Source organism: Pseudoalteromonas sp. SWYJZ98, from assembly GCF_015864495.1.
GTDB classification, from domain to species: Bacteria; Pseudomonadota; Gammaproteobacteria; order Enterobacterales; family Alteromonadaceae; genus Pseudoalteromonas; species Pseudoalteromonas distincta.
The window spans coordinates 162,607-188,081 of sequence record NZ_JADYXA010000003.1; the positions used below are offsets into that span (position 1 = coordinate 162,607).

At 38.7% G+C, this 25,475-nt stretch carries 21 protein-coding genes and 2 pseudogenes; 7 read left to right on the forward strand and 16 right to left on the reverse strand.

The window, feature by feature from the left end; translation table 11 throughout:
* Positions 1-7: 7 nt before the first annotated feature.
* Both I6F10_RS03655 and I6F10_RS03660 read left to right on the forward strand, forming a co-directional pair.
* Positions 8-715, forward strand: coding sequence for a helix-turn-helix domain-containing protein (locus I6F10_RS03655; protein WP_165742581.1), 708 nt, complete (start codon positions 8-10; stop codon positions 713-715).
* A 102-nt stretch (positions 716-817) separates the two neighbouring features.
* Positions 818-1,744: a DMT family transporter gene (locus tag I6F10_RS03660; protein WP_165742582.1), complete on the forward strand. Its 927-nt coding sequence runs from the start codon at positions 818-820 to the stop codon at positions 1,742-1,744.
* Between the two features lie 979 nt (positions 1,745-2,723).
* Here I6F10_RS03660 and I6F10_RS03665 read toward each other — a convergent pair.
* From I6F10_RS03665 to I6F10_RS03710, 11 genes and pseudogenes are all read right to left on the reverse strand, one after another.
* Positions 2,724-3,696 (reverse strand): annotated as a pseudogene (locus tag I6F10_RS03665) (transposase).
* Positions 3,697-4,015: 319 nt separating this feature from the next.
* Positions 4,016-4,279 (reverse strand): annotated as a pseudogene (locus I6F10_RS20520) (IS30 family transposase); the annotation flags it as partial.
* A 214-nt stretch (positions 4,280-4,493) separates the two neighbouring features.
* Positions 4,494-5,000, reverse strand: coding sequence for a YqhA family protein (locus I6F10_RS03670; RefSeq protein ID WP_165742583.1), 507 nt, complete (start codon positions 4,998-5,000; stop codon positions 4,494-4,496).
* 15 nt (positions 5,001-5,015) lie between these two features.
* A complete protein-coding gene (locus I6F10_RS03675; protein ID WP_197098462.1) occupies positions 5,016-6,002 on the reverse strand; it encodes a DHH family phosphoesterase in 987 nt (328 codons plus the stop codon).
* A 31-nt stretch (positions 6,003-6,033) separates the two neighbouring features.
* Positions 6,034-7,035: a hypothetical protein gene (locus I6F10_RS03680; protein WP_182194895.1), complete on the reverse strand. Its 1,002-nt coding sequence runs from the start codon at positions 7,033-7,035 to the stop codon at positions 6,034-6,036.
* A 20-nt stretch (positions 7,036-7,055) separates the two neighbouring features.
* On the reverse strand, positions 7,056-7,970 hold the full coding sequence (locus I6F10_RS03685) for an LPP20 family lipoprotein (RefSeq protein ID WP_197098463.1): 915 nt from the start codon (positions 7,968-7,970) through the stop codon (positions 7,056-7,058).
* A 9-nt stretch (positions 7,971-7,979) separates the two neighbouring features.
* Positions 7,980-9,314: a transglycosylase SLT domain-containing protein gene (locus I6F10_RS03690; RefSeq protein WP_197098464.1), complete on the reverse strand. Its 1,335-nt coding sequence runs from the start codon at positions 9,312-9,314 to the stop codon at positions 7,980-7,982.
* Positions 9,315-9,328: 14 nt separating this feature from the next.
* Positions 9,329-10,006: an ETEC_3214 domain-containing protein gene (locus I6F10_RS03695; RefSeq protein ID WP_197098465.1), complete on the reverse strand. Its 678-nt coding sequence runs from the start codon at positions 10,004-10,006 to the stop codon at positions 9,329-9,331.
* Between the two features lie 114 nt (positions 10,007-10,120).
* Complete coding sequence (locus I6F10_RS03700) at positions 10,121-10,672, reverse strand: LPP20 family lipoprotein (protein WP_197098466.1); 552 nt, start codon at positions 10,670-10,672, stop codon at positions 10,121-10,123.
* Positions 10,673-11,263: 591 nt separating this feature from the next.
* Positions 11,264-11,809, reverse strand: a complete 546-nt coding sequence (locus I6F10_RS03705; RefSeq protein ID WP_165742590.1) for a DUF7010 family protein — start codon at positions 11,807-11,809, stop codon at positions 11,264-11,266.
* 55 nt (positions 11,810-11,864) lie between these two features.
* Positions 11,865-12,269 carry a hypothetical protein gene (locus I6F10_RS03710; protein ID WP_197098467.1) on the reverse strand — a complete coding sequence of 135 codons (405 nt, stop codon included), beginning with the start codon at positions 12,267-12,269 and terminating at the stop codon, positions 11,865-11,867.
* Positions 12,270-12,513: 244 nt separating this feature from the next.
* Here I6F10_RS03710 and uvrA point away from each other — a divergent pair, with 244 nt between their 5' ends.
* Complete coding sequence (gene uvrA, locus I6F10_RS03715) at positions 12,514-15,066, forward strand: excinuclease ABC subunit UvrA (RefSeq protein WP_197098468.1); 2,553 nt, start codon at positions 12,514-12,516, stop codon at positions 15,064-15,066.
* A gap of 120 nt (positions 15,067-15,186) precedes the next feature.
* Here the strand turns inward: uvrA and I6F10_RS03720 are convergent, their stop codons facing one another.
* Complete coding sequence (locus tag I6F10_RS03720) at positions 15,187-16,074, reverse strand: haloalkane dehalogenase (RefSeq protein ID WP_165742593.1); 888 nt, start codon at positions 16,072-16,074, stop codon at positions 15,187-15,189.
* 180 nt (positions 16,075-16,254) lie between these two features.
* Between I6F10_RS03720 and I6F10_RS03725 the strand changes: the two genes are divergently transcribed.
* Positions 16,255-16,767, forward strand: a complete 513-nt coding sequence (locus tag I6F10_RS03725; RefSeq protein ID WP_165742594.1) for a MarR family winged helix-turn-helix transcriptional regulator — start codon at positions 16,255-16,257, stop codon at positions 16,765-16,767.
* A 71-nt stretch (positions 16,768-16,838) separates the two neighbouring features.
* Here the strand turns inward: I6F10_RS03725 and I6F10_RS03730 are convergent, their stop codons facing one another.
* The 4 genes from I6F10_RS03730 to I6F10_RS03745 all read right to left on the reverse strand — a co-directional run bounded on the left by I6F10_RS03730 (position 16,839) and on the right by I6F10_RS03745 (position 20,839).
* Entirely contained in the window at positions 16,839-17,255 is a 417-nt protein-coding gene (locus tag I6F10_RS03730; RefSeq protein ID WP_231619873.1) for a DUF2798 domain-containing protein, read from the reverse strand.
* Positions 17,256-17,409: 154 nt separating this feature from the next.
* Positions 17,410-18,027 (reverse strand): LysE family translocator, encoded by a 618-nt coding sequence (locus tag I6F10_RS03735; protein ID WP_165742595.1) that lies wholly within the window; start codon positions 18,025-18,027, stop codon positions 17,410-17,412.
* A 73-nt stretch (positions 18,028-18,100) separates the two neighbouring features.
* Positions 18,101-18,376, reverse strand: coding sequence for an alpha/beta hydrolase family protein (locus I6F10_RS03740; protein ID WP_197098469.1), 276 nt, complete (start codon positions 18,374-18,376; stop codon positions 18,101-18,103).
* A complete protein-coding gene (locus tag I6F10_RS03745) occupies positions 18,377-20,839 on the reverse strand; it encodes an alpha/beta hydrolase family protein (protein WP_197098470.1) in 2,463 nt (820 codons plus the stop codon).
* 166 nt (positions 20,840-21,005) lie between these two features.
* On the opposite strand from I6F10_RS03745, the gene I6F10_RS03750 reads away from it, so the two are divergent.
* The 3 genes from I6F10_RS03750 (at position 21,006) to I6F10_RS03760 (ending at position 24,570) form a co-directional block, all read left to right on the forward strand.
* Complete coding sequence (locus I6F10_RS03750) at positions 21,006-22,001, forward strand: LacI family DNA-binding transcriptional regulator (RefSeq protein ID WP_165743750.1); 996 nt, start codon at positions 21,006-21,008, stop codon at positions 21,999-22,001.
* Positions 21,998-23,227 carry a glycosyltransferase gene (locus I6F10_RS03755; RefSeq protein ID WP_165743751.1) on the forward strand — a complete coding sequence of 410 codons (1,230 nt, stop codon included), beginning with the start codon at positions 21,998-22,000 and terminating at the stop codon, positions 23,225-23,227. The genes I6F10_RS03750 and I6F10_RS03755 overlap by 4 nt, the downstream gene beginning before the upstream one ends.
* 116 nt (positions 23,228-23,343) lie before the next feature.
* Positions 23,344-24,570, forward strand: coding sequence for a threonine/serine ThrE exporter family protein (locus I6F10_RS03760; protein WP_002960134.1), 1,227 nt, complete (start codon positions 23,344-23,346; stop codon positions 24,568-24,570).
* Positions 24,571-25,475 lie beyond the last annotated feature (905 nt).

The window sequence follows — 25,475 nt, forward strand, 5'->3', positions numbered from 1 at the left end:
TGTTATTATGAAAAATCTATTATCTATTCGTTCTTATAGCACAAAACCAACCCGTCACTCACATCACTTTAATCAATTGGTTTTACCTTTACGTGGTGTCATAAATATATGCGTTGGTGATTTCAATGGTAAAGTTGCGCCAAGTGAATGTGTTGTAGTTAAAGCCAATGAAGAGCACTTGTTCACTGCAGATACTGAAGCTAGATTTGTAGTTGTGGACATGAAAAACCTACCCCTAAATATTTCATCTTCACACTGTATTGTTTTTGCAATTAACTCATCCCTTAAAAGTTACTTAACCTTTATCGAAAACCAATTAGAAAATAAAGTTAATGCTCAATTAGAACAGGCGATGTTTGAAATGTTCAATTTACTGCTTGCAGAGCAACCTTTATTGCCAAAAGTAGATAACCGTATTGGTACAGCAATATCCTTCATAGAGCAAAATATTGCAGAGCAACTTCACATTAAACGCCTGGCTGAATCTGCTTTTCTAAGCGAAACGCAGTTTAAGAAACTATTTAAGCAACAAACAAATATGACTGTGATGAAATACGTAACCAAACTTCGTATGGAAAAAGCGCAAGCTTTACTAACACACACAGATTATCCACTATCAATCATTGGTGAAAAAGTAGGCTGCAAAGAGCCGTCAGCCTTTAGCCGAAAGTTTTCACAATACTTTGGCCTACCACCTAATAAATTCAAAAAGTAAACTTAGTCTTTATTGTCAACGATAGCGTCTTAATTGTTAAAAACTCCTTTCATCATTAGCATACAATTTCTGTATTGAAATAATAAAAAAACAGGTATCACTATGCAAAGTCATCACGGAAGTTTTAAAGGTGTAATTGCTATCATTATTGCTAGTTTTTTGTGGGGAACAACAGGCACCGCAGCAAGCTATTCCCCTGATGTGAGTCCGTTTGCAATTGGTGCATTCTCTATGGGAATAGGGGGAGTGCTACTTGTTATTACAGCACGAAAAACGTTATTTATAGATTATAAGCTCATGATTTCACAGCCTAAGGTATTACTTTTAGGTGCCGCTTCTGTCGCTATTTATCCATTAGCATTTTATACTTCAATGCGTTTATCAGGTGTTGCAATTGGCACTGTAGTTTCAATTGCTACGGCACCTTTTTTTGCTGCAATCCTTGAAAGCCTAATTAGTAAAAAAAATATATCACTGGAATGGGTACTGAGTTTTGTTATTGGAGCTATAGGTATTACTTTATTAACGTTAGGTAGAGATCAGAGTAATGATCCTTCATACAGTATTAATCAACAGAGCCTGGGTATTCTTTTGGGGTGTATTGCTGGATTAACCTATGCAGGTTATTCATGGGCAGCAAGGAGTTTAATTGAAAGTGGAGTTCATTCGAAATCGTCAATGTCAGGACTGTTCGGTTGTGCTGCTTTATTGTTACTCCCTTCATTATGGTTTACAGGTGATAACTTATTTTCAAGCGCAACCAATGCATTGGTATCTTTGTATATGGCAGTAATTCCAATGTTTTTAGGATACTTACTATTTGGTTTTGGCTTGAATTATATAAATGCAAGTAAAGCGACATTACTTACCTTAATAGAACCATTAGTTGCAACTGTTTTAGCCGTTTTCGTTATTGGTGAAAGGTTTAAGATAATTGGTTGGATAGGTGTGGCTTTGGTATCACTATGCCTATTAATGCAAACCATCAAACCTCAAAAGCAATTAAGATTACCTATTAAATCTATGTAGCTTAAGAGCATTAACAATACTTTTAAAAGCCTGCCATAGGGTATGATTCATTTGTATAAAGTAAAAAACATGAACGCTCGTAACGAACGTTCATAAAATGTAATAACCAAGGAGACGAGTATTGACTTCATACATCATAATTTCTCACAGTCTGCCTCACGCTCACAGCCGAACTTCGCTAAAGTGCCATTTATAGTATTTGAATTTAGGTCTAGATTGATGATCGTAAATGCCAGCATAGCGGTTGTTCAAGTATTTATATTTAGATGACTTATTTGTATCCCCCTAATCTCTGCCATATTAGAAAGTTACTGGTTAAGATTAGGTTTTTGTATCGCTGATAAAGATGCATATCATGTTCATCACTCTTCTTTATCCAGCAACTCCATTAATCCAACCAGTGCAGCGAAAAGTACAGGCCAAATTATCCAAGTTACGCCCCAATCCATAGTCCATAAGCTCCAACCAAGAAAGATAGCGATTAGCAAAGGCCAGTAGAATGCAGCGAGTTTTTCAGCACGTTTTACACGTCTACTCTTTACGGTATCTAGAGGCTCGGCGAAATTAGACAGCCACTTTAATTATACATACCAAACTGTGTCATAAAATTTATCTTTTAGGTTAAAAATTTACCTTTCCTACCAACGGTGAAACTAGACAGCCACTTTAATTATAATTAATCCAACCAGTGCAGCAAAAAGTACAGCCCCTACAGGCCAAATTATCCAAGTTACGCCCCAATCCATAGTCTATAAGCTCCAACCAACGGCGAAGCTAGACAGCCACTTTAATTATACATACCAAACTGTGTCATAAAATTTATCTTTTAGGTTAAAAATTTACCTTTCCTACTGGATTACTTCCATTTCACCTATTAAATAAGTCATTAACTCTATTAAACCTAAATCACACGCATAAAAATGGCTGCATGGTGCAGTTGTGATTTATTACTGAATAGTTTTACTGAGTAGCTTAAGTTTTATGCAAGTAGCTTTTCGCAGTTACTGATATTCGCCCGTCGCTTTCTGTTTAAATTTTACAGTAACTTGCTTGTGAACTTGGCCTGCCTACTGCACCATGAAATACACGCGTAAATTGTGTGGTGAGTTTTAACCAGTTTTCGGGGGGATATATTCACTCTTTCGAGTAAGGGTAGGTGCGAACTTTCAATATAACCTCGTTTGTCTTCTCGTATACAATGTCCAGTTAACTCAACAAGTTCAAGGTACGATTTAAACTGAAACGGCAGCCCTTTTGGCATAATTTGACATGGCATGCCTGCAAAGCGCAGTAGTTGTTTTGGTTGCTTGCCAACCTTTACATACGTTAAACGCTGTTTGATGCTGGTATGGTATGACTCCTCTGGGGTGTTAGCCATTTTGGCTCTAATTGGGTTTAAATCGACATACGCCATACAAGCAGCAAGTGCCGCTTCATCCAGAAGTGCTTGGGACGTAAAACGTCCCTCCCAAAACCTACCTGTGCAATTATCTTCTTTGTTCGCTCTGCGGGCAATATCTTCATTTAGTAATCGCATAAACCAGCTAATACTGGATAGGCGCTCGCGGTATTGGTTTACTGTTTGATTGAAAAAGATAAGTTCGGCTTTACTTAGCTTTTCACCTTGTACATATTTTTGCGTAAGTACAGTGCCTTTACAGAGCTTATGCCAGCGAATGATAATCGCTTTATCGTTTAATCGATTCGCTTTTTTATCATCAACATACAGTACTAAGTGGGTGTGATTACTCATAACAGCGTAAGCACATACATCAATACAAAATACCTTCGCTAATTCAAGCAGCTTATCTTCAACCCAGCCTCTGCGGTGCTCGTAAGACTTGCCTGTAAAGTGGTCTTCACCACACAAAAGCACGACGCACGCAACGAGAAATACAGTGGTAGTATTTTGTATCAACCAAACTTATTAGGCCCTTTCTTGCGATAGCCATAAGACACTCTGCTTGTTTTGTGAACTAAATAAAGCCCAGTACTTCTTTTCATAAAGTGCAAAATTTAGAGTGGGTGTCTTTTCTATTGTCTATCCGACACAGTAAAATACCTAGTCAATTATTATCAACATTATATGTTGTCAAGTGATTGGAGGGTGGCCATAAGCGGACTTTACCTATAGTATTTTCTTATGTGCTTAAAGCTTGAGCTCTAAACCATAGCCAACAAATTACAGAACTGTTTTAATTTTATATCCTTTTATTGGCATTACATTCTTACTCCAGAAATCTTATGCAGCTCAATTGTTTTATAACACTGCAGATATATCGCTATTTCTCGAAGTGATTTACTTGCTGCCAACCCTCGTGAAATGCTTTCTCGTTGTGCAAGAGTTAGTGTTACTTGTGAGCATTTCGGCTCAAGCGGCCATACGCCGCCTGTTTTATGGATAATACCTAATATAGATGAATAGTATCGTCCAAATAATCTTCCTATATCATCCGCACTATCACCATGCTAATTTCGACCCCAAATTAACCTTTTTTGTTCTGCATTATTATAAATACGCTTTCTCTGTTTCATGTAAACGCTTCTTTAACTAATAATAAGGATAGCGTTGCATTCTTCAGTTGAACTCTCAGCCTCAAGCAGAAGTAATGTAACTTGATTGTTCAAAAGTAGCACCCGATCGACAAGTTAACACCAAAAACTTAAAAGATTGTTTTATGTTTTGAATAGTAAGATAAAATTTACACCTTAAAAGTACAAAACATTTATAGTAAACGTTTAATAAAGCTTAATTGGATCGCTTTATTTCGGCATGACCAAGCCATAAACTTATCGCTACCAATAAAACTATAATAGCTAAGTATAGTAGTTCAACCATAGATTTAGGTTTAATTTCAACAAGGTAAGCAAATACCTTGATCACTAATAGCATGATAACAACTTTACCTAGCTTAGCTTTTAGCTGATCTATCGTTTTTATCTCATAAGCTTTTGATGTATGCTGCCGTGAATTTTCTATTGGACTGATAAACAGTTCGTATAAACCAAAAGCAAAGATAAATAATATAGCTGACAGCAGAAACGTATCTAAAATTTCAACTACAAAAAGAATAATATTGTCGCGGGTTACATTGCTTGAGTGAGTAATTAAATAATCAAATAAAGCTGAAATTAGATGAATAACTTCATATAAGCCCAAACAAATCAAAGCGACACCAGTCACCATACATGAGATAACACCAAAAACGAGTACAATTCGGCTGTTCCAAAGCATTGACTCAAACAGTTTTTCCATACTTCCCTCTTATAATTAAGCGCGCCATTCACTAATTTTTTTAATGAATGGTTTAAAATGGTTATTTTTTTCAGTGAACATACTTATATATTCAGGTAAAACAATGCCGCCAGCCATATGCCTATGTCCGCCACCAAAACCTCTATTGGTATTATTTAAGGTTTCTCTTGCTAACTGCCCAACATCAACATATTGGCACTCAGAACGAAACGATAGTTGCAAACCATTATTTTGTTTAACAGCTATAATAACAACATCAAATTCGTTAACGGATAAAAGAAAATCTCCCAGCATACCTAGCATATTCTTAGGACATGGTTCAGGTAGTATCACAGAGGCAACACCATTATTAACAGACAAATTTCTAAACGCGTGCTCAAAATTCCTTAGTTCCTCTTGCATCAAGGTATTTCTCAACACACGATTAACAAAGGATAAATCTGAGCGGGCATTTAAGTAAACAAAAGCCTTAATATCAGCTTTACAGAAGCCCCTTGTCATATTCGCGGTATCAACATTTAATCCTACTAATAACGCGCTCGCCACCTGTACTGACATTTCTATACCAAGTAACTTATAATATTCCCAGATAATGGTCGCAGTGGCTCCATAATCACTACGAATATCTTTAAACCAAAATGATTTAGTAGGTTTAATAGTGTGATGATCTATTACTGCTATCTCATCGCCCGGCACGTCTGTTACATTTTTCTCACCGATGCAACCATCAACATTAATGATTTTATCTGACGGATTTAACTTTACTTGTGAGCAATGATAAATTGGAATTTCTAACCATTGGATCAGGTTGGAAAGTGAAATTCTGTCAATTTCTCCGTTGTAAACAATCAGAGTGCTGATCCCATAGTGAGATAGCAACACTGATAATGCATACGCAGAAGAAATAGCATCATGATCAGGAAAATCATGCGCCTGAATTATCACCCGCTGAAGCGGGGATAACCGTTTAATAAAGGCTAAAACCTCTTCTTTGCTTTTCATAACAATAAGGTATCTACTGCAATCATAATTGTTATTTAGTTATAGATTTTATTGTATTGTCTATTGAACAAAACATGTTTGTACACTCACCTGAAAGCATGACAATCATGCCACGCTTTATACGTGATTGGTGTTCTTCTTCAACTGTTATAAATGACTTTCGATTAAAAATATTGTCTTTATCTACAAGTTCACCAGCAGCAACTTTGACTAACTCACCACCCATCTTTAGATAAATAGCAACCGCCTGTTCTGCTTTAGCGCCGTGTATACGACCTAAGTTAGTTTCAAAATATATTTTACCTTCAGCTTGCTTAGCACCAGTAACTATTCCTTGTGAACCTACATATTTGCTTAAAGTTACGTAATCGTCATCACCTTTTTCAAGTAACTCACCAATAGCCCCTTTAATTACGCTATTTACCATACCGCCCTCATTACATTTACGACTAGAAGGGCTCTCTTGTGAGCTAGACTTACGACCAGATAAATTCACAGATAAAATTTGCTGCATTGAAGGTAATGAACGAATCTGGATGTTACCTTTTGCTCGGCCTGTGTAATCACATTCGTCAGGATGCCTTGTGCTCTCACCTTTTTTATTTTTAGTAGTGTAAGACTTTTCATATTCACTACCCCAAGAGTAACTTGTGATCGTTGGAATAACTAAGAACTTAGCTTCTACCGGACCTTCATAAGCATCATAGTCTTCAGCTAAATTTTCTTTTAATTGAATTTCATCAATAAAACGCTGCGCCATTTGACGGTCAATAACTTCTGAGCCACTATCAACAACGAATTCTCGAATGCTGTCAGCAAATAAAGCCTGCACATACTCTGGCACACCTACTTTTGTACCTTGAGCAACGAGTAATTTACTACTTTGAATACTACCTAAGTCATCTGGCGTGCCCGGTACAGAGCCAATATTAACATCTGGAAATGTTGGTAATGCAGTTGGTGGCTGAGTAGAAACACAACCGGTAATGGTTAAAGCGGTTACCATGCTAACTAAAAGGTTCTTCTTGTTCATTTGTAACTTCCCTTTATCAATTATTTAATTTGTATTTTCTGTAATAAGCTTTTTTCAGCTCTTGCTAAAGACTGAGATTTTGACTCAAATGAAGAACCTTTCACTTTGAATGATTCTTGATATTTCAAAGTGTCAGTTTCATCGAAAACTAAAATTTCAGTATTTAAAATTGTGAGATGGCTTTTATAGGCTAGTGTCTGTTTTTTCTTAATATTGAATTGCACAACACCAGTATTTTCACCACTGCTAACAACATAAAAGCCATTGTTTTTTAAAAACTTTATTGTTGATCTTTTAAATTCAGAACTAACCAATTCTGAAAAAGTTAAAGTGTATCTATTACGTTTTTTACACTTTTTAAACGTACGGTCGAAGGTATTAAGGGTCTGATAAAACTCATCTTCTGAACCATCGCTAATACCAGAGCCAACATAAGCAGGAATGAGCTCATTCAACTTTTCTTTGTTACTCGCTTCATCAGAAAGCGCATAGAAACATGATGGCGTATATTTACCTTTAAATTCTTCTAAAGCGAAAAGTAGATCATCATTTAAATTTACCAGTTGATGCTTGATAGAGCGTTGCACTAGCTTACGTTCAGCACGCACTAAAACATACCAATTCCCTAGCTTTTCTTCACTCGCCACTACTTCAACATTCGGTAGTTCAATACCACGACTAACCGCCTCAGTTTGTTGAGTAGCACGTGTTTGTGTTTGGTTGTTTTCTTTCGTTTGAGTGATTTGAGACTTAGCCGTAATACGGGTTGATAACTTCATGACAATATCAGCCATCGCTGATTTTTGAGCTTGGTCGTAGTTTATATCAGTACCTAATCCATAAATGAATTGCTTGTTATCTGCAGGAACATCTAATGCAAAGCTCTTCAAAGTGATTAAGCAAATAAAAGTAGTAATTATATAACGTAAAAACATAGCCTTTCCTTATATATGCTCTGCAAAATAGTTTTTACTATTTACAACTTTGATCAGGTAACGCTGAGTTTCTGTATGGGTTTTAGTTTTAATTACTTCAAACACTTGCTCTGGTGTCATCTTATTAATTTTATTAATCGCTTTCATACGACCTCTTTCACCATTATTGAAAGCTCTCGCTAAATTGCCAATACCTGTGTTATAAGCTGCAATTGCGCAATACATACGGCTTGTTGGGTTTTCAACTTCTTTTAAGTAGCGGCTCATTAAAATGTTGAAATAAGCACTGCCATATTCAATATTTTTTGTACCATTAAATAAAAGCTCTGGCGTAGGATTTTTGTTGATGGAAAATATTTTTTTATTTACATCGGCACCGGCAGTGGATGGCACTATTTGCATTAAACCGTAAGCAGGAATGTGTGATTTAGCCATAGGGTTAAAGTGACTTTCAGTTTCCATAATAGCAAGTAAGACCTCTTGATCAACCTGCCACTGATTAGCTTGCATAGCCACTTGGGATAAATACTTTTCAGCTTTATTAAAGCGATCTCGTTTTAGCTGAATTTTATAAGACTTTATATTTTTCTTCGTTACTGTATCTTGCTTTTGACTTAATTCATTCAGCTGACTGTTTAACTCCGCAACTTGACCTTGAGCACGTTTTATTTGTTTCAAGGGAAGCTCTTCACGTTCAATAAACTGATCAACCTGAGCAATTTGTTGCAAAAGCCTTTTTTCTGTTCTGGCAACAACTATCGCTTGTTGTTTTTCTGCCGGAACTTCTTCAACCATACTTAAGACAGCCTTTAACTCTTTTCCATCCTCAATTCCAAGATGCGCTAACAAGGTATCTTGTTTTAGAGATATTTTTTTCGCTGGTTTTTTGATCTTAGAGGATAAAGTAGTTTGCGGGGTTTTCGCTGGCGTAAAAGCAAATTCAATATTTTGTTTAGCAGCCATTTTAGGGGCTACATTGAGCGCTTCTATAATCGCATCACGTACCATCACTTTTTCGTCATCCGCCGTGATTCGACCTTGAGCATCTCGTTGAATACTGACTTCGATAGTGTCGTTTTCAAAGTTAGCAATGATTTTAACGCTTTTATCATCAGAGTAAGTAACATATTCAGTGTCTGAGCTTAGCTCTGCGACACCCCACTTTTCAATCAGCTCTTTTTTATAAGCTTCATAATGTTGGGTGTAGTCATCTGTATATTCTTTGTGCTTGCTCTGGTATTTCTTTTTGAAATCGGCAAAATCATTTTGCACCTCATAAGCAGCTGAACTTGCTGATGACGCACAGATAACAAGTGCTAATGACAACATTCGCTTTAAAGCCATGATAAAAAACATCCTTATTTTTTGTAATACAACGAATACTCAAAGTCTGTTAATACTGAATCTGCCACTATCGACAAACTCACCTCACCAACACCGTAAAAGTTGTTTCTCACCTGCTTAGTAAGTCGCTTAACGCCTGCCAATAAACTTGGGGCTTCATCATTCATATTAAGCTTTTCATATAAGCCTTTGAACTCGGCTTTTGAAGCATTAATATTTTGCTCATAACCAATAGCACCAAAATATTGATTGACAAACAGTTTTTCTTTACCCAATTCTTCTTTCACGAGTAAGAACTCAACATTGTTAAAATCTAATGTAAAGTCTTGAAATTCAGTATAATTATCAGCAATCGATAAGGTATTTTCTTTTTCTCGCTTATCAAGTAACCCATAAGGAACAAAGTCGTCAACTAAACCAGTAATGGTATAAGCGTTTACTCTGTCACCTTCTAAAATTAAAGTTAGAATAAACTTTTTTTCAAGGTAATACGCAAAGTTTAAATTTTTATGATGTTTACTTTTTTTAATTAACTTTGGCTTACCAAAATGTGTTGAGATATAGTCTAAGTTACTGCCGACATTTACATGATTTAACGATTCATATTCATACTTATGTGTGAAGTTTGACAGCGTTAACTGCCAAGCTTCGACTGCAATATCTTTAGTATCACCCCATTGCCCTATTGCCATTAAGCCTAAGGCAATAGCGACAAAATATTCATAGAGAGATTTTTTTTTTTACATTTTCTTGCTGTTCTTCATCACTGTTTTGCATTTCTGTTGCCATTATATTTGTCCTAACGACTATTGTGCGTTTTCAGCTTTAGTGAAGTTTAAATACAGTAAAGTTTCATTTTCTGGGCTTAACTTAACTGGTGCCTTTTTTATCACTTGTTTAAATAGTGATTGTGCAGCTTCTTCTGTTACTGTCACTAAAGCGCATAAGTTTTTTTGTTCACCCATTTGTGCATAGTCAACTTTAATAACTTTTGATGAACGTAAGGCTTGCTCAGTAAACTGAGTCGTCGTGTTTAAGAATTTTGATTTTGATACGGTTTCATCTAGGTTAGTAATTTTCTCAGAATACTGTTCTTGTAATGAAGCAATACGAGTATCAAGTTGATTTACAAGTTCAGCACGTGCTTGCATCGTTGCTTCTGTTTTGTCCATCGCAAAGCTATTTGATGCGACAACGCACGATGAAGCAATTAAGCCACTCTCAGCTGAAGGGTTCAACACCCACGAAGGTATTTTCATCCCCATCTCTGAAGCGTTATTTTTAGGTGTAGAGTTACAACCTGAAATTAGTACTGAACATACGGTAATTGATAAAATTATCGCTTTAACTTTAAACATTTTTAGTCCCTTAAATTGCGAGATATCCAATAGAACAACATGCACCAACAAAAAGTTAACAAATGTATCTCTATATAATAACGGCATTAAACTACAGTACCTACGATAAGGTCAACACTTTCTCTTACAAAAATTCTTAAAGTACATGCATTTAAGAACCTCTACGAAGCACCAAAGTGTTATCGATGGTCCACCCCCCCCTAAAGTAAGGTCCGTGACTGTTTATCACATTTACCTCAATCAGATTTTGGAAAGCTAAACCTCATGATTAAAAAAGAACTTGGTTTAACTAAGTACATTTAAGGCTTGAACGCTATTTGAGTGACCTTGATTCATTTGAGCAATTGAAAACATCAATTTCACTTACCGAAGGTTGTTTTACTGTTAAATATAAGGCTTGAATTGATTAATGCATTTGATTGCTGAAATCAGGCTTGAGTTTGTAGGCTAGTACGGATTTTCCTGACATTATAACCCCTGAGCGTCTTTCAATGGCTGTGAGCTCAAAGCCGACTACTAGCAATTTGCAGATACCGCATACTTTAAAAACCTTTGCTATAGCACACTATTTTTTATCATTATGACCGGGAGTTATTCTGTTTTTAAAACCATACCTTTCGATTGGGCAAATATCACTAGCGCAAATACTATTTCGGTTATCCCGCCAATAAAGGCGCCGATTACAAAATTGGCATTTAATACAATACACAACATGCCAAAAAACATAAGCGAAGCACCTAAAATCCAGTACACTTTCATGCCATATAAAGTGTTGAAAACTAAATAGCGAACACCAATTATCATCAGCATTATTGAATAAAACCATTCAGCTTGAAGTTTTGCTACGTAAAACGCTAAAAACAAACCAACAAATAAAATAATAGTGCTTTCTAAGGCCAATTTACCTAATGGGTTTTTAGGGTCATGATTGCCAGAGCGTTTAAGAGCTTTTGAAAGTAGCATGGCTAAAGGATGTATAAACATACCACCAAAAAACAAAGTAAGCATACTCGATTGATTTGAATGCAGTAATGCGACAAAGCCAGCTATACACCAAACCAAGCCAGACACTAATACACCGGTTCCACCACCGAAGTATGCGAGGTTCATATTTTGTTGCGCATCTTCAAACTTCATAAAAATCCTTAATTTTAGAAATATCCCTAATTTAATATTATCGCATCGTTATTAGTTACAAATCGTTACTCGAATACACACTTAAAATAGGGAACTTATAATCGGCAAACGATACAGTTAACGATTGTGTTTCGTTGCCTTTAAAACCGAGTTTAAATTCCATTGGCATGAATCGGCTGCCGTCAGCAAAAAGTGCAAGTAAGTGCTCCTCGCCTAATTCGCGATTGCCCGACGATAAGTTAGTTAGCGTTATAACAGCCCAGCGTTCGCCCTCTTCATTACTCATTAATACATAATTAACGATTTTAAAATCCCCTTTTTTAGGGGTTATGTTGCTATCGTTTGCAAACGATAAGTGCATGCTATTTGGTACTGCACGGTCAACATTTAGCGCTTTGATAGAGTCGGCTTGGGTTGCCCACGAAAGCACCAATAAAATGATCACTAAGGCTTTATTCACTGTTAGTTCCTTTTTATTACCTAGTAAATTACGTAACAAATTACATAACAATAACTGTTTAAATTATATTCGCATTCCATACCTATTATGTAAACAAACGATCATCGCAATTTTACCCAGCGCTTTGGCTGCGCCGCTGCAGACTAAGCGCTCATTCAGTGTGCTTGCGCTACTTTAGGGTAATAACAAGTGATAATAGTAAATAATTCAAAGCTAACTTAAAATTAAACAGGAGTATAAACGTATGGCAAGCACACATAAAAACTCAACAATGGATTTATCTGACCACAGTAATAGCATTCAAGTAAGAGGAGCGCGCGTTCACAACTTAAAAAATGTAGACGTTGATTTACCTCGTAACGCATTGGTTGTTTTTACAGGAATATCGGGCTCTGGAAAATCGTCGCTTGCGTTTGGAACGCTGTTTGCTGAGTCGCAGCACCGTTATCTTGATTCGGTTTCGCCTTACGCCCGTAGGTTAATAGATCAAGTTGATGAACCCGATGTTGATTCTATTGAAGGGCTCCCGCCTGCCGTTGCTTTGCAGCAGCAACGCGGCGCACCGTCGGTTCGTTCATCAGTTGGCAGCATAACAACTATTTCTAACGCGCTACGTATGCTTTACTCACGCGCAGGCGAATACCCCAAAGGGCAAGGCATACTTTACGCCGATGCGTTTTCGCCGAATACGCCACAAGGTGCGTGCCCAGAATGCTCAGGAATAGGCCGAGTGTTTGAAGTAACCGAAAAGCTACTTGTGCCAGATGATACAAAAACTATTCGCCAGCGCGCCATCGAAGCGTGGCCACCAGCATGGCAAGGTAAAAACCTAAGCCGTATACTTACCTCGCTTGGTTATGACATAGACACACCTTGGAACAAACTTTCTAAAAAAGCACGGGATTGGATTTTATTTACCGACGAAACACCTAGTGTGCCGGTATATCCAGATTACACCTATGAGCAAACACAAAATGCGATAAAAAATAACGAAGATCCAAGCTACATGGGAACTTTTTCAAGCGCTAAACGCTTTGTTTTACAGTCTTTTGCTACTACCCAAAGCCCGCGTACTAAAAAGCGCGTATCACAGTTTATGCAAATATCGCAGTGCCCTACTTGCCAAGGTAAAAAATTAAAACAAGCATCGTTAAGTGTTAAATTTGCAGGGCTTGATATTGGCGAGCTATCTCAACTTACATTAAACGAGCTTGCTAAAAAACTAAGTAACGCCGCCAATACCAAAGTAAATAAAAATACAAAAAATCCAGAGCAAGCCATTGTTACGCAGCGCATTGCCAGCGATATACTCACCCGTATTGAAGCACTAACCATGCTTGGTTTAGGATACTTGTCGCTTGAGCGTACAACGCCAACGCTCTCACCCGGAGAGCTACAACGGTTGCGACTTGCCACACAAATTCGCTCTAAATTATTTGGGGTAGTTTACGTGTTAGATGAACCTTCAGCGGGTTTACACCCTGCCGACACACAAGCACTTTTAAAAGCGCTTGATGAGCTAATAGCGGCTGGCAATTCTGTATTTGTTGTTGAACACGATGTTAGCGTTGTTAGACATGCCGATTGGATTGTTGATGTAGGCCCTGATGCCGGTGTGCATGGTGGCAACATTATTTACAGTGGCCCTGTTGAAGGGTTAAGAAAAATAAAAAACTCGCACACCAGTCGTCACCTTTTTGCTAAAAATACTACTCAAGAGTCTACTCAAAACAGCGCACAAAAAAAGGAGCAAAGGCAGCCTAATGCATGGTTAAAATTGGCTGATATTGAGCGTAATAATCTTAAAAAGCTCAATGCAGAATTTCCATTGGGTGTTATGACAACCGTTACTGGGGTTTCGGGCTCGGGTAAATCAAGCCTAGTAAGCCAAGCGTTAGTAGAACTTGTTTACGAAGCACTTGGGCAAAAAGTAATACCGGAAGCGCCAACCGACGAAGCCGACTTACTCGAACAAGAGCTGCAAACACACACCAGCGGAAAAATCATTGAAGGTATAAATAATATAAGCCGCCTGATTACCGTAAATCAAAAAGCGATTGGCCGTACCCCTCGTTCAAACTTAGCTACCTATACGGGTTTATTTGATCATGTGCGTAAACTATTTGCTTCAACACAAAAAGCAAAAGAACGCCGTTATGATGCTGGTCGCTTTTCATTTAATGTTGCTAAGGGTCGCTGTAAAAACTGTGAAGGCGTTGGCTTTGTAAGTATAGAACTACTGTTTTTACCTAGCGTTTATTCACCTTGCCAAGTATGTCATGGTAAACGTTATAACGAGCAAACACTTGAGGTTACATATCGTGATAAAAACATAAGCGATATCCTTAATTTAACGGTTGAAGCGGCGCATACCTTTTTTGAAAACGAACCTGCAATACTGCGAGCACTCGATGCACTTATGCAAGTAGGTCTTGGGTATTTACGTTTAGGGCAACCTGCAACTGAGCTTTCTGGCGGTGAAGCGCAACGTATTAAATTAGCCACCGAGCTGCAACGTGCGCAGCGCGGCAACACGCTTTATGTTCTTGATGAACCAACCACAGGGCTGCATCCATCGGATGTATCAATGTTAATGTCACAGTTAAATAAATTAGTTGATGCTGGCAATACCGTTATTATGGTTGAACACGATATGCAAGTAGCCCGTAATAGTGACTGGGTAATTGATGTAGGCCCTGGTGCTGGTGAAGAAGGCGGCTTAATTGTAGCGCAAGGTTCACCCGAAAAAGTGGCAAGCGTAAAGGCGAGTAAAACCGCACCATTTTTACTTAAATAGTTAATAGATGACGCTTTTAGTTGTATAAAAGCGTCATCTATATATGGTAGTTAACGCTGAAAATAACAGCTTGAGATAGATTAATTATCCAAAGTTCAGGTTTACTAATACATCCCGTTTTTATCTTGGTAACCAATCTGAAATAGCTTTACCTATTTCGTGCGGTGAATCCTCTTGAATATAGTGAATACCGCTTACGGTTACCTCAGTTAGGTTTGGCCATGTGCGCACAAAATCTCTTGCGTAACCAACTAAAAATGCACCCGGTTCAGCATTAATAAATAGCTTTGGAATATCGTGAGAGTTAGCTAAATAGCTCGCATAGCTTTTAACTAAAGCCACGGTATCGGCAGGCTCTCCAGCAATGGGCAGTTGGCGAGGCCCTGCTAAAATTGCACGGCGATCTTCTCCTGCATTTATAAAGGGTCTACGATACTCATCATGCTCTGCTTGCGTTAATTTGCGTGCAATGGTCGCTGGTAATATTGTTTCAATAAAAAAGTTGTCATCAAGCACCATTTTTTCACCCTCAGCTGAGCGCATAGTGCCAATAGGGCCGTGCAAATCTTTAGGAAAATCGTCCCATGTTGGAAAGTCAGTAACAATTGCTTCCATAAACGCAATTGCTTTTACAGCATCACGATGTGTATTAGCCCAGTTAAAACCAACGCCTGAACCCCAATCGTGCAGCACCAAGGTAACGTTATTATTTACACCCAACGCTTCTAAAAGTGCAAATGTGTATTTGCTGTTTTCAGCAAGTGAGTAGCTGCCTTCATGGGTGTTATCTAACTTTTGTGAATCTCCTAATCCAATCATATCGATAACAATTAAACGCCCTTTTCCTTGCAAATAGGGCATAACGTTTCGCCAAAGGAAGCTAGATGTAGGGTTACCATGTAAAAATACAATAGGATCACCTTCGCCTTCATCTATATAAGCCATTTTTTTATCTAATACAGTTTTAAACTTTTTTGCATAACGTAATGTTTCTGAATCATTCTTCATTTAATTATATCGCTTTATTTAACTGATGAGCTGGCGGTAAATCCTCGCTCATCTAATTTGTGTAATATTCGAAGTAGATTAACTAATTTCGAGTTAATATACATGACTGAGTCACACAATAAATGAAAGCGCTTAATTTGTCACTATATTTATATGATCGAATCACATATAATTAAATTTATGAAAAATGAAAAATATATATCAAATTTAATCGGCACGTTTGCTACTTCTGTTTCTAATGACATTGAAAAACAGATTGCCGTATTAGGCGGGCGAAGCCTAAGCCACGAAGCGGCACTGGTCACTATTTACAATCATCCTAATGAAACCATTGATGTACTAAGCAAGGTTTTAGGCTTAACGCATTCTGGTGCAGTTAGATTAATAAATACACTTGAAAAAGAAGAACTTGTAGAAAGGCGAAAGTCAGTAAAAGATGCCCGCTCTGTTGTTTTATGCGTAACGGATAAAGGCAGCCAAAGAGTTGAACTAGTACTAGGCAGCAGAGAAACAGCCACCTCTAAAATACTAAACAACTTTAATGATGAACAAAAACAAAGCTTTTTAAGTTTGATAGAAATAGCACTTGGCAGCCTAACAACCGAGCAGGTAGAAGCACGTAAAATATGCAAATTATGTAACGAAGGTGTATGCCGTAAACAAGGCTGCCCGGTAGAAAACTCAATTAAGTAACTAATTACTTCATGCATCTGCCACTATAAACGTATTAAATTATTTGCTTTAATACGTTAGCGCTCAAAGTGTTAGCTTTTTAAAAAGCGTTCTATTTTAGGTTTTACCGTAACCGACATTATCAGCATTATAGTTAAACCTATTGGTAATGCGGCTAATAACCCTTCAGCCCATCCGGTTACAAATACACGCATATCTGCATAGCCAATATTATTAGTAGCGGTAACAAACGCCATCACCGACTCCATGATCAGCGCCATAAAAACACTAATAACTAAATTACGTTTTAGCTCGCTACTACTAGGCAATAACTTATTAACTAGCTTGTGCATTAAGGTCATCATTACAAAACCAATAGGCGCCATAACCAATACTGCACTTATAAATGAGGTAAACCAATCTATATAAAAATGCTCTGTAACACCCACATTCACATGAGTCATAATGCCAGTTAGAGTACCGCCAATTAAGGTAATAATACTTACCATAACCAGTATTTTATAAATTACAGGTGTTTTTTAGGCTCAACCATTACTGGGTTTGCTGATACGGGTGTACTCATTTTTGGGCATGCCTTAAGCGTTAAATGGATGACAAAATCAACCACAGCAAATTAATTGACAATATCAACCACTTTTTGAGCTAACCAAAAATAAGCCAAATTCCAACTAACCCCATTAAGCTACCCGCAATACGGTTCATCCATTTTATATTATCACCACGGCTTAAAAATAAACGTAAGCTTTTACCGCCTGTTGCGTAAGCTAACATACTTAAAAACTCGGTGGTCATTATAACACCAAGCAATACTAAAAGCTGAGGGGCTACAGCATGCTCAACACTTATAAAGGGTGGCAGTAGTGAAATCATAAACGCCCACCCTTTAGGGTTAGCAATTGCGGTTACAAAACCTTGCGTAAATAACGACTTCCGACTTACGTCACTTGGTTTTGAGGTATCAACCGACATTTTGCCTTTGGCTCGCCACATGTTAACGCCAATATAAATTAAGTATGCACCGCCTACCCACTTTAAAATGGCAAACGCATCTGGGTAATTTAGCATTACGCTTGCAACGCCTAATACCGCAGCTATAGCAACGGTTGCTACACCTAACAGCTCGCCTATCATCATCCATAATGTGCGGCGCACGCCAATGCTCATACCGAGTGTCATGGCAAGGGTCATACACATACCTGGGGTGATAGACACAAAAAAGAACGTAGGAATAAAAACTGCAAGTGCTGCTACATCAATCATTAATTTACTCTCATATTAAAAGCAAAAACGCGGCTATAAGTAGCCGCGCTGTTGCTTACTCATGTTTAAGTTATTATTGCCCAGTACTTACCACGGGTTCAGTAATAACCTCTACTGGCTCTGCTGTACCATTTAACAAATACTTATCTAACCACTGTTCTTGTTCCCACAATACATGTAATAAGCTTTTACGCGCACGGTAACCATGTGCTTCATAAGGGAGCATTACTAAGCGGGCATCTTTACCTAAACCTTTTAGGGCTGCGTACATGCGCTCACTTTGCATTGGGAAAGTGCCGTGAGATTGAGGGTGGGTCTTCTTGCACCCCACCGCATATGTTAAAAGCATCTATTGCCCAGCACTTACCACGGGTTCAGTAATAACCTCTACTGGCTCTGCTGTATCATTTAACAAATACTTATCTAACCACTGTTCTTGTTCCCACAACACATGTAATAAGCTTTTACGCGCACGGTAACCATGTGCTTCATAAGGGAGCATTACTAAGCGGGCATCTTTACCTAAACCTTTTAGGGCTGCGTACATGCGCTCACTTTGCATTGGGAAGGTCCCTGAATTAGGATCTTCTTGACCGTGGATCATTAGCATTGGCTCGTTAATTTTTTCAGCATGGAAAAACGGCGACATATTAGCGTACACACTTTGTGCTTGCCAAAAATCACGCTCTTCTCCTTGAAAACCAAACGGCGTTAATGTGCGGTTATACGCACCACTGCGGGCAATACCTGTTTTAAATAAATCGCTATGAGCCAATAAGTTAGCCACCATAAATGCACCGTATGAGTGCCCTGCTATGGCAATTTTGTTTTTATCGGCAATACCTTTTTTAACTAATACATCAACAGCTGCTTGCGCACTTGATACTAACTGCTTTCTAAAGTTATCGTTTGGCTCGCTGCCATCAATACCCACTATTGGCATTTTAGGGTCGTCAAACACGGCAATCCCTTTAGCAAGGTAAGGCATTGGGCCCCAATAACCAATATAGGTAAATGCATAAGGCGATTCGCGTACTTGCGATGCAACGGCTTTATCTTTGTATTCAAGTGGGTAAGCCCACATAAGTACCGGTAACGGGCCTTGTGTTTTATCGTACCCTGGTGGTAAATAAAGCGTGCCCGAAAGCTCAACACCGTCGTCGCGTTTATAACGTAATTGCTCTTTAGTTACGCCTTTAAATGCAGGGTACGGATGCTCAAATGTCGTTAGTTGCGTTAACGTGTCGTTATCTAAATCACGTATAAAAAAGTTAGGTTGCTCAGTTTTAGATTCGCGAATAGTAATAAAGCGCTCACCTTCGTCATCAAGTAGTGAACGAACACGCTCATAGTATGGCGCTTGTGATTGCCATAAACGCTTGCTGCTATTTGTTTTAACATCGTACCTATCTAAAAACGGCACATTACCTTGCTCTGAAGCACCATTACCGCGCAGGTAAATATAACGCCCGCCTACAATTTTAATTACGTTTGCGCCTAAATCGTTGCGCTCGTAAATTGCATTCCCTGGGTCTTTATACGCATCGTTGTAACTACGCTCTGAAAATAGCACGCGGTTTCTGTCGGCATTTCGTGGTTGCACTATGTAAGTACGTACTTGGCGATCGCTAAAGCGCCAGTCTGTCAGCATGGCTACGTTTTCGTTGCCCCACTCCATTCCCGCATAACGGCGCTCTACTTTGGCAAATAATTTAGGCTCGCGTTTAAATGGTGCACGTAAGCTGAAAACATAATCATGATGCTCTACGTCGGTTTTCATGTCGCCGCCATCTTGCGCCTCGGCCCAAATAACTTCAGCGCCTTGATCGGCTCGCCATTCAAAATCACGGCGGCCAGTGCGTACACTGTCGTAACCTTGTGGAATATTATCGGCAAGTGGCTGCTTTGCCAGCTCTGCTAATGCATAGCCGCGCATACCCCATATTTGCCACGTGCTTGCAAAGCGGCTGTAAGGCACTTGATACGAAAACGGCTCATTAATACCGGCAACTAAAATATTGGTAGAATCAGGTGATACCGAAAACGATTTAAATAAAGAAGGGCTGCCTATTGCTTGAGTATTGCCATCAAGCGTTATGTAAGCCAATTGCCCTTGGCCGTAAAACTTAAACTGTGATTCATCAAACAGGCTGGTTAATAAATTTTGGTAAGTACGTGCTGGCGCTTTTTCGCCAGTACTTTGTTGAATAACAGGCACTACATTTTGGCTGTTATTTTCAAGCCTTGGTTTACCAAAATTAACAGCAAGATTTGCAACAATGGCGCTGCTATCTAGCAGCCATTTATATGACGATGCAGTTAGTACCGAATTTAACGCAGCACTAGTTAACTCTTTTGCTTGTTTGGTTTCAACGCTGTAAAGCCATAAGTTGGCTTGGGTTGGTTGCTCAACAACAAAGGCTAAATATTTACTATTAGATGACCATTTAGGTGAGCGGATAATGCCATTAGGTAAGTTATTAATACTAATAACCGACCCGCTTTGAACATGCTTTAGCTCCACAGCACTAAATTTGGCACTCACACGAGAGCGCGAAAAATTAGCGGGGTTTAGCTTAATACCAGCAAGCTTAAGCTCTTCTTTTGCAAGTTCATCAAGGGTTACTACACGTTTGCTTTCAAAAAGCGCTAGCCACTGGCCATCGCTCGATAAGTAACTAGTGGGTGCTAACTTAGCGTCAACCAATGCTGCAAGTTCGGGTGATGGGGTTTGATAGCCCTGCTCGGCGTAACTTGTTGGGACTAATGCCACACAACAAATAAAGGCAACTAACAGCCTAAAAGCGCTCATGTTTTTATCCTTTTGTTATTTTTTACTCTTATAGGCGTATATAAACACGTTTTGCTTTGTTCATAAAGTATTAAGGTAAGTTAAACACCTCTAAAAGATGACTTAATAGTGCTGATTAAGCTAAACTACAGCGCTATTTATTCACCACTGCGGTACTTAAAATACAATGCATAACAAAGCCAAATCAGTCACCATTTTTGATGTTGCAGAGCGTGCTGGTGTATCAAAATCAACCGTATCGTTGGTGCTTACCCAAAGCGATAAAGTGGGCAATAAAAGTAAACAAAAAATACTCAAAGCGATAGATGAGCTAGGGTACGTTTATAATCGTGATGCCGCTGCTATGCGCTCAAAACGCTCTAACTTAGTGGCCATAGTAATAAATGATTTAACTAACCCAGCTATGGCACACCTTGCTACCAGCTTACAACTTTTGTTAAACGACAATGGCTTACAAGCCATGATTGTAAGCTGTAATAATAGTCTTGAGCTACAAGCAAACGCAGTTAAAAACTTAAAAGAATACAACGCAGCTGCATTTCTTATTTGCCCCGTTGCTAATACTTGCCCCAAATGGCTTGATGCGCTCAGCGCGCAACACAAAGTAATTACCTTAATGAGTGAAGTGCCCTTTAGCGCAGCTCCGTGTGTATTACCCGACTATAAAAAAGCCAGCCACGTAGCCAGTATGCATTTACTCGCACAAGGCGTGACAAACATAGCATTTATAGGCAATGAACTTACTTTAAGTGATTCACAAGCACTGCAAAGTGGCTTTAATACCGCATGCGCGCAGCACAGCATTACACCATTAGCACCCATTGACTGCGCAGTAAACACAGTCCTTAGCGCTAAAAATGCATTTATAGAAGCATATAAACACAACCCCACATTAAACGCAGTGGTGTGTGCAAACGATATTATTGCTCAAGGTGTTATTGCCGCTATTAACTCATTAACTCATCACTCTATTAAAGTAGTGAGTTGCCACCACATTCCTAATAGCGCGGTTATAAATAATCACTTAACCACCGTAGCTATTAGTACAACTGATATAGCTAAGCGGTGCCTTTTAATACTGCAAGAGCTACAACAAAATACAGCCCCGCCAGTAAAAACACTGGTAAATGTAAACTTACAAATTAGAGATTCTAGCCAATGAAAAAAGTGCTGGTAATTGGCTACGTATGGCCAGAGCCAAATTCGTCTGCTGCGGGAACGCACATGATGTCGTTATTAAATGCATTTAGAGCGCAAAACTGGGACGTTGAATTTGCAACGCCCGCGCAGCGCACCGACCACATGGTAAACCTTGACGACTTTGGTATAACCAGCCAAAGCATTGCACTAAACTGCGACAGCTTTGACGAATACGTTAAAGCCTATAACCCAGATATAGTCATGTTTGACCGCTTTATGATGGAAGAACAATTTGGCTGGCGCGTCGATAAACATTGCCCAAATGCCGTTAAAATTCTCGATACCGAAGATTTACAATGTTTGCGTAACGCTCGTCACGAAGCGTTTAAAGGTGAGCGCGAGTTTACAACCAGCGATTTACACTCAGACATAGCAAAACGCGAAATTGCCGCTATTTTACGCTGCGACCTAAGCTTAATTATTTCAAGTTATGAAATGAGCCTGCTAAACAGCGTATTTAAAATAGAGCCAAGCTTATTACACCATTTACCATTTATGGTCGATTTAAGCTCATTACCTACAAGTACAAAAACGTTTGAGCAGCGCCAGCACTTTATGACCATAGGTAACTTTAGACACGCGCCAAACTGGGATGCTGTACTTTACTTACAAAAAATATGGCCACTTATTCGCAAGCAACTCCCAAAAGCAGAACTACATATTTATGGCTCTTACCCACCACCAAAAGCCACGGCACTAAATAACCCTAAAACAGGGTTTTTAATAAAAGGCTGGGCCGATAATGCGTTTGATGTAATGCAAAGCGCACGCGTATGTTTAGCACCACTGCGTTTTGGTGCAGGCATAAAAGGTAAATTGCTTGAAGCCATGATTATGCAAACACCCAGCGTTACCACTAATATTGGTGCAGAGGGCATGCATAACGATTTACCATGGCCTGGTAAAATAGCCAACACTGCCGACGATTTTGCCAATGCTGCTGTTGAAATGTACACCAATCAAAGTGACTTTGAACAAGCGCAGCAAAATGGCAACACGCTCCTTAATACGCTGTACAATAAAGTACAATTGAGCGCTGCGTTAATTCAAAAAGTCGATTCAATAAGTAGTGATTTAAACGCTCATCGCGAAAAAAACTTTACAGGCCAAATGCTCAAACATCATACAATGCGCAGCACTCAATACATGTCGCAATGGATAGCTGAAAAAAATAAAAAATTAGATTAAAAATGACTAGACACACACCAATTAGTGTTTAAAATCGCGCCCAACAAACGTGGGCAGTTTTAGCTGTATTGTCTATATTTTTAGCTTAGTTATCGCAATATTTGGTCCAAAAAGATTTGAAAACTGCAACCTTTACAGAAAAACGCAAATTTATCGTTAAATTGGGTAAAATGCTTCACAAGTATGGTACGCCTGCTTACCGCCTAGAAGCCCACCTAATGGAAGTGGCTACATATTTAGGACTTAAATCGTCGTTTGTTATGTCGCCAACTTCGGTAACGTTTGTTATTTGGACTGATGGCCACGAAGACGAGTACACCCATGTTGCGCGTGTAGACCCTGGCGATCACGATTTAGGCTCACTTGCCGACACCGACGATCTTGTAAACCAAATGCTTGACGACAAGCTAACTTTACAAGAAGTTGACGCCCAGCTAGATGCTATCTACGACATGCCAAACCCATACAATAAACTTGTTACGGGCGTTGCCTTTGCAACTTCTGGTGGTGCGTTTGCAATGTTAATGGGTACTAGCTGGACTGATGTTATTTGGTCATCGCTTCTTACTTTAGTTGTTTATTTGTTTGTGCTTTGGTCTGGGCGCTCAAAACGCGTAGCCCATATGCTTGAGCCATTGGTAGCCATAATATCGGCAATACTTGCGTGTGCAGTAAGTGTGTATATAACACCTGAAATAAACATACGCTTGGTGGTACTTTCAGCCATTATTGTATTTATACCCGGTTTAGCACTTGCGCTTGGCTTAGCAGAGCTTGCAGCGCGGCATTTAGTGTCGGGTACAGCACGAGTCATGGACTCGTTTATGCTGTTATTTAAACTCTATTTTGGCGGTTTTATTGGCATAGGCATTGGCTTTGCACTCTTTGGGCAAGCTGACTTTGTACAACCTGAACCATTACCAAAGTGGACAGCATGGCTGGCTATATTTTTACTTTGTAGCAGCTTAATCGTTATTTTTAGAACCAAACTTAAGCACGCTGTGTGGTCTATAGCATCAGGCTTTATAGCGTACGGCACCAGTATTGGCTCGGCTATGTACCTTGATTACACATTAGGTACGTTTGTGGGTGCTTTGTCGGTGGGTATTTTTAGTAACTTGTTTAACCGCGTTGCTAATGCGCCGGCCTCTATTGTGGCCATGCAAGGCTTGATTGTATTAGTACCAGGTAGCAAAACCTATATTGGCTTAAACTCACTCATTGAAGGCCAAGACTTTATATACGCAGAGCATATAGGCCAGCAAACGTTTTTAATATTTATGTCGCTTGTTGCAGGACTAATATTTGCAAACGTAGCCCTACCGCCTAAAAAGAGTTTGTAAGTGATACTAAGCACTCGCTTTACTTTAATTGAGTAAAGCGAGTAAAACGTTAAACTAAAAACAACTACTAAGTAGCAATTGAGGCCAATGCTAAGTGTTTTAGCTCATTACATTGCACTTGAGTCAAACTCAAAAACCTCATAGTGATTCCAACGTAAAAACAGTTCACCGCTTTCTAAATAACCTGAACTCTGGATAATAAATCTATCTCAAGCAGCTATTTTCAGCGCTAACTGCGTTGAATTTACTTGCAATAGGCCAGCTATTGACGCGTAAATTCGCCTTGTTTTCCACTAAAAATCTCTGGCTAGAGAAAATAAATTTAAATATCACTATGATTCAATATTTTAGTAAATCTCTTAACCAGAGTTCAGGTTAAATACAGATTTATGTCATCACTTGATGGATAGCAAGAATCATCCCAGTAATCACAAAAAACTAGCCAAGGTAGGGTAAGCGCTGTTTCTTAATCCCAGCAAATTGTTACTGTTTGCGAATCATTTACTAAGCCCTTTAACCATTGGCGTGTTAACTCACTCCCTTGTGTGGAGTCGAATCTTTTTGCTCCGACCGGAAAGTTAATAGGTGTAGTAGCAATTAATGCTCTTGCTTGATCTTCGTTCAACGGAATAAGTTTATTTAGTGTATCTTTAGAAAAATCACCATAGGATGAGCTAATCTAGCACCATGCTAAAGAAAAGTCTTCAATTTTAATCAACGCTCTATACCTACTTTTATAAACACGTAATTGACCTTATAGGTTATTACTATTACCTACTCTATACAAACTTCATGTTATTTTACTTTTAGTTCAACAAGTTACAAGAGAGCACTATGGTTTATTAATATTTAAGAAAGTATGTCAGACGTTTTTTACATTACGTGAAAGGTATACATTTTCAATA

Bases quoted from the DNA above. Each gene is read 5' to 3' on its own strand.
- I6F10_RS03655 (WP_165742581.1), top strand. From the start codon at position 8: ATGAAAAATCTATTATCTATTCGTTCTTATAGCACAAAACCAACCCGT.
- I6F10_RS03660 (WP_165742582.1), top strand. From the start codon at position 818: ATGCAAAGTCATCACGGAAGTTTTAAAGGTGTAATTGCTATCATTATT.
- I6F10_RS03670 (WP_165742583.1), bottom strand. From the start codon at position 5,000: ATGGAAAAACTGTTTGAGTCAATGCTTTGGAACAGCCGAATTGTACTC.
- I6F10_RS03675 (WP_197098462.1), bottom strand. From the start codon at position 6,002: ATGAAAAGCAAAGAAGAGGTTTTAGCCTTTATTAAACGGTTATCCCCG.
- I6F10_RS03680 (WP_182194895.1), bottom strand. From the start codon at position 7,035: ATGAACAAGAAGAACCTTTTAGTTAGCATGGTAACCGCTTTAACCATT.
- I6F10_RS03685 (WP_197098463.1), bottom strand. From the start codon at position 7,970: ATGTTTTTACGTTATATAATTACTACTTTTATTTGCTTAATCACTTTG.
- I6F10_RS03690 (WP_197098464.1), bottom strand. From the start codon at position 9,314: ATGGCTTTAAAGCGAATGTTGTCATTAGCACTTGTTATCTGTGCGTCA.
- I6F10_RS03695 (WP_197098465.1), bottom strand. From the start codon at position 10,006: ATGGCAATAGGGCAATGGGGTGATACTAAAGATATTGCAGTCGAAGCT.
- I6F10_RS03700 (WP_197098466.1), bottom strand. From the start codon at position 10,672: ATGTTTAAAGTTAAAGCGATAATTTTATCAATTACCGTATGTTCAGTA.
- I6F10_RS03705 (WP_165742590.1), bottom strand. From the start codon at position 11,809: ATGAAGTTTGAAGATGCGCAACAAAATATGAACCTCGCATACTTCGGT.
- uvrA (WP_197098468.1), top strand. From the start codon at position 12,514: ATGGCAAGCACACATAAAAACTCAACAATGGATTTATCTGACCACAGT.
- I6F10_RS03720 (WP_165742593.1), bottom strand. From the start codon at position 16,074: ATGAAGAATGATTCAGAAACATTACGTTATGCAAAAAAGTTTAAAACT.
- I6F10_RS03725 (WP_165742594.1), top strand. From the start codon at position 16,255: ATGAAAAATGAAAAATATATATCAAATTTAATCGGCACGTTTGCTACT.
- I6F10_RS03730 (WP_231619873.1), bottom strand. From the start codon at position 17,255: ATGGTAAGTATTATTACCTTAATTGGCGGTACTCTAACTGGCATTATG.
- I6F10_RS03735 (WP_165742595.1), bottom strand. From the start codon at position 18,027: ATGATTGATGTAGCAGCACTTGCAGTTTTTATTCCTACGTTCTTTTTT.
- I6F10_RS03740 (WP_197098469.1), bottom strand. From the start codon at position 18,376: ATGCTTTTAACATATGCGGTGGGGTGCAAGAAGACCCACCCTCAATCT.
- I6F10_RS03745 (WP_197098470.1), bottom strand. From the start codon at position 20,839: ATGAGCGCTTTTAGGCTGTTAGTTGCCTTTATTTGTTGTGTGGCATTA.
- I6F10_RS03750 (WP_165743750.1), top strand. From the start codon at position 21,006: ATGCATAACAAAGCCAAATCAGTCACCATTTTTGATGTTGCAGAGCGT.
- I6F10_RS03755 (WP_165743751.1), top strand. From the start codon at position 21,998: ATGAAAAAAGTGCTGGTAATTGGCTACGTATGGCCAGAGCCAAATTCG.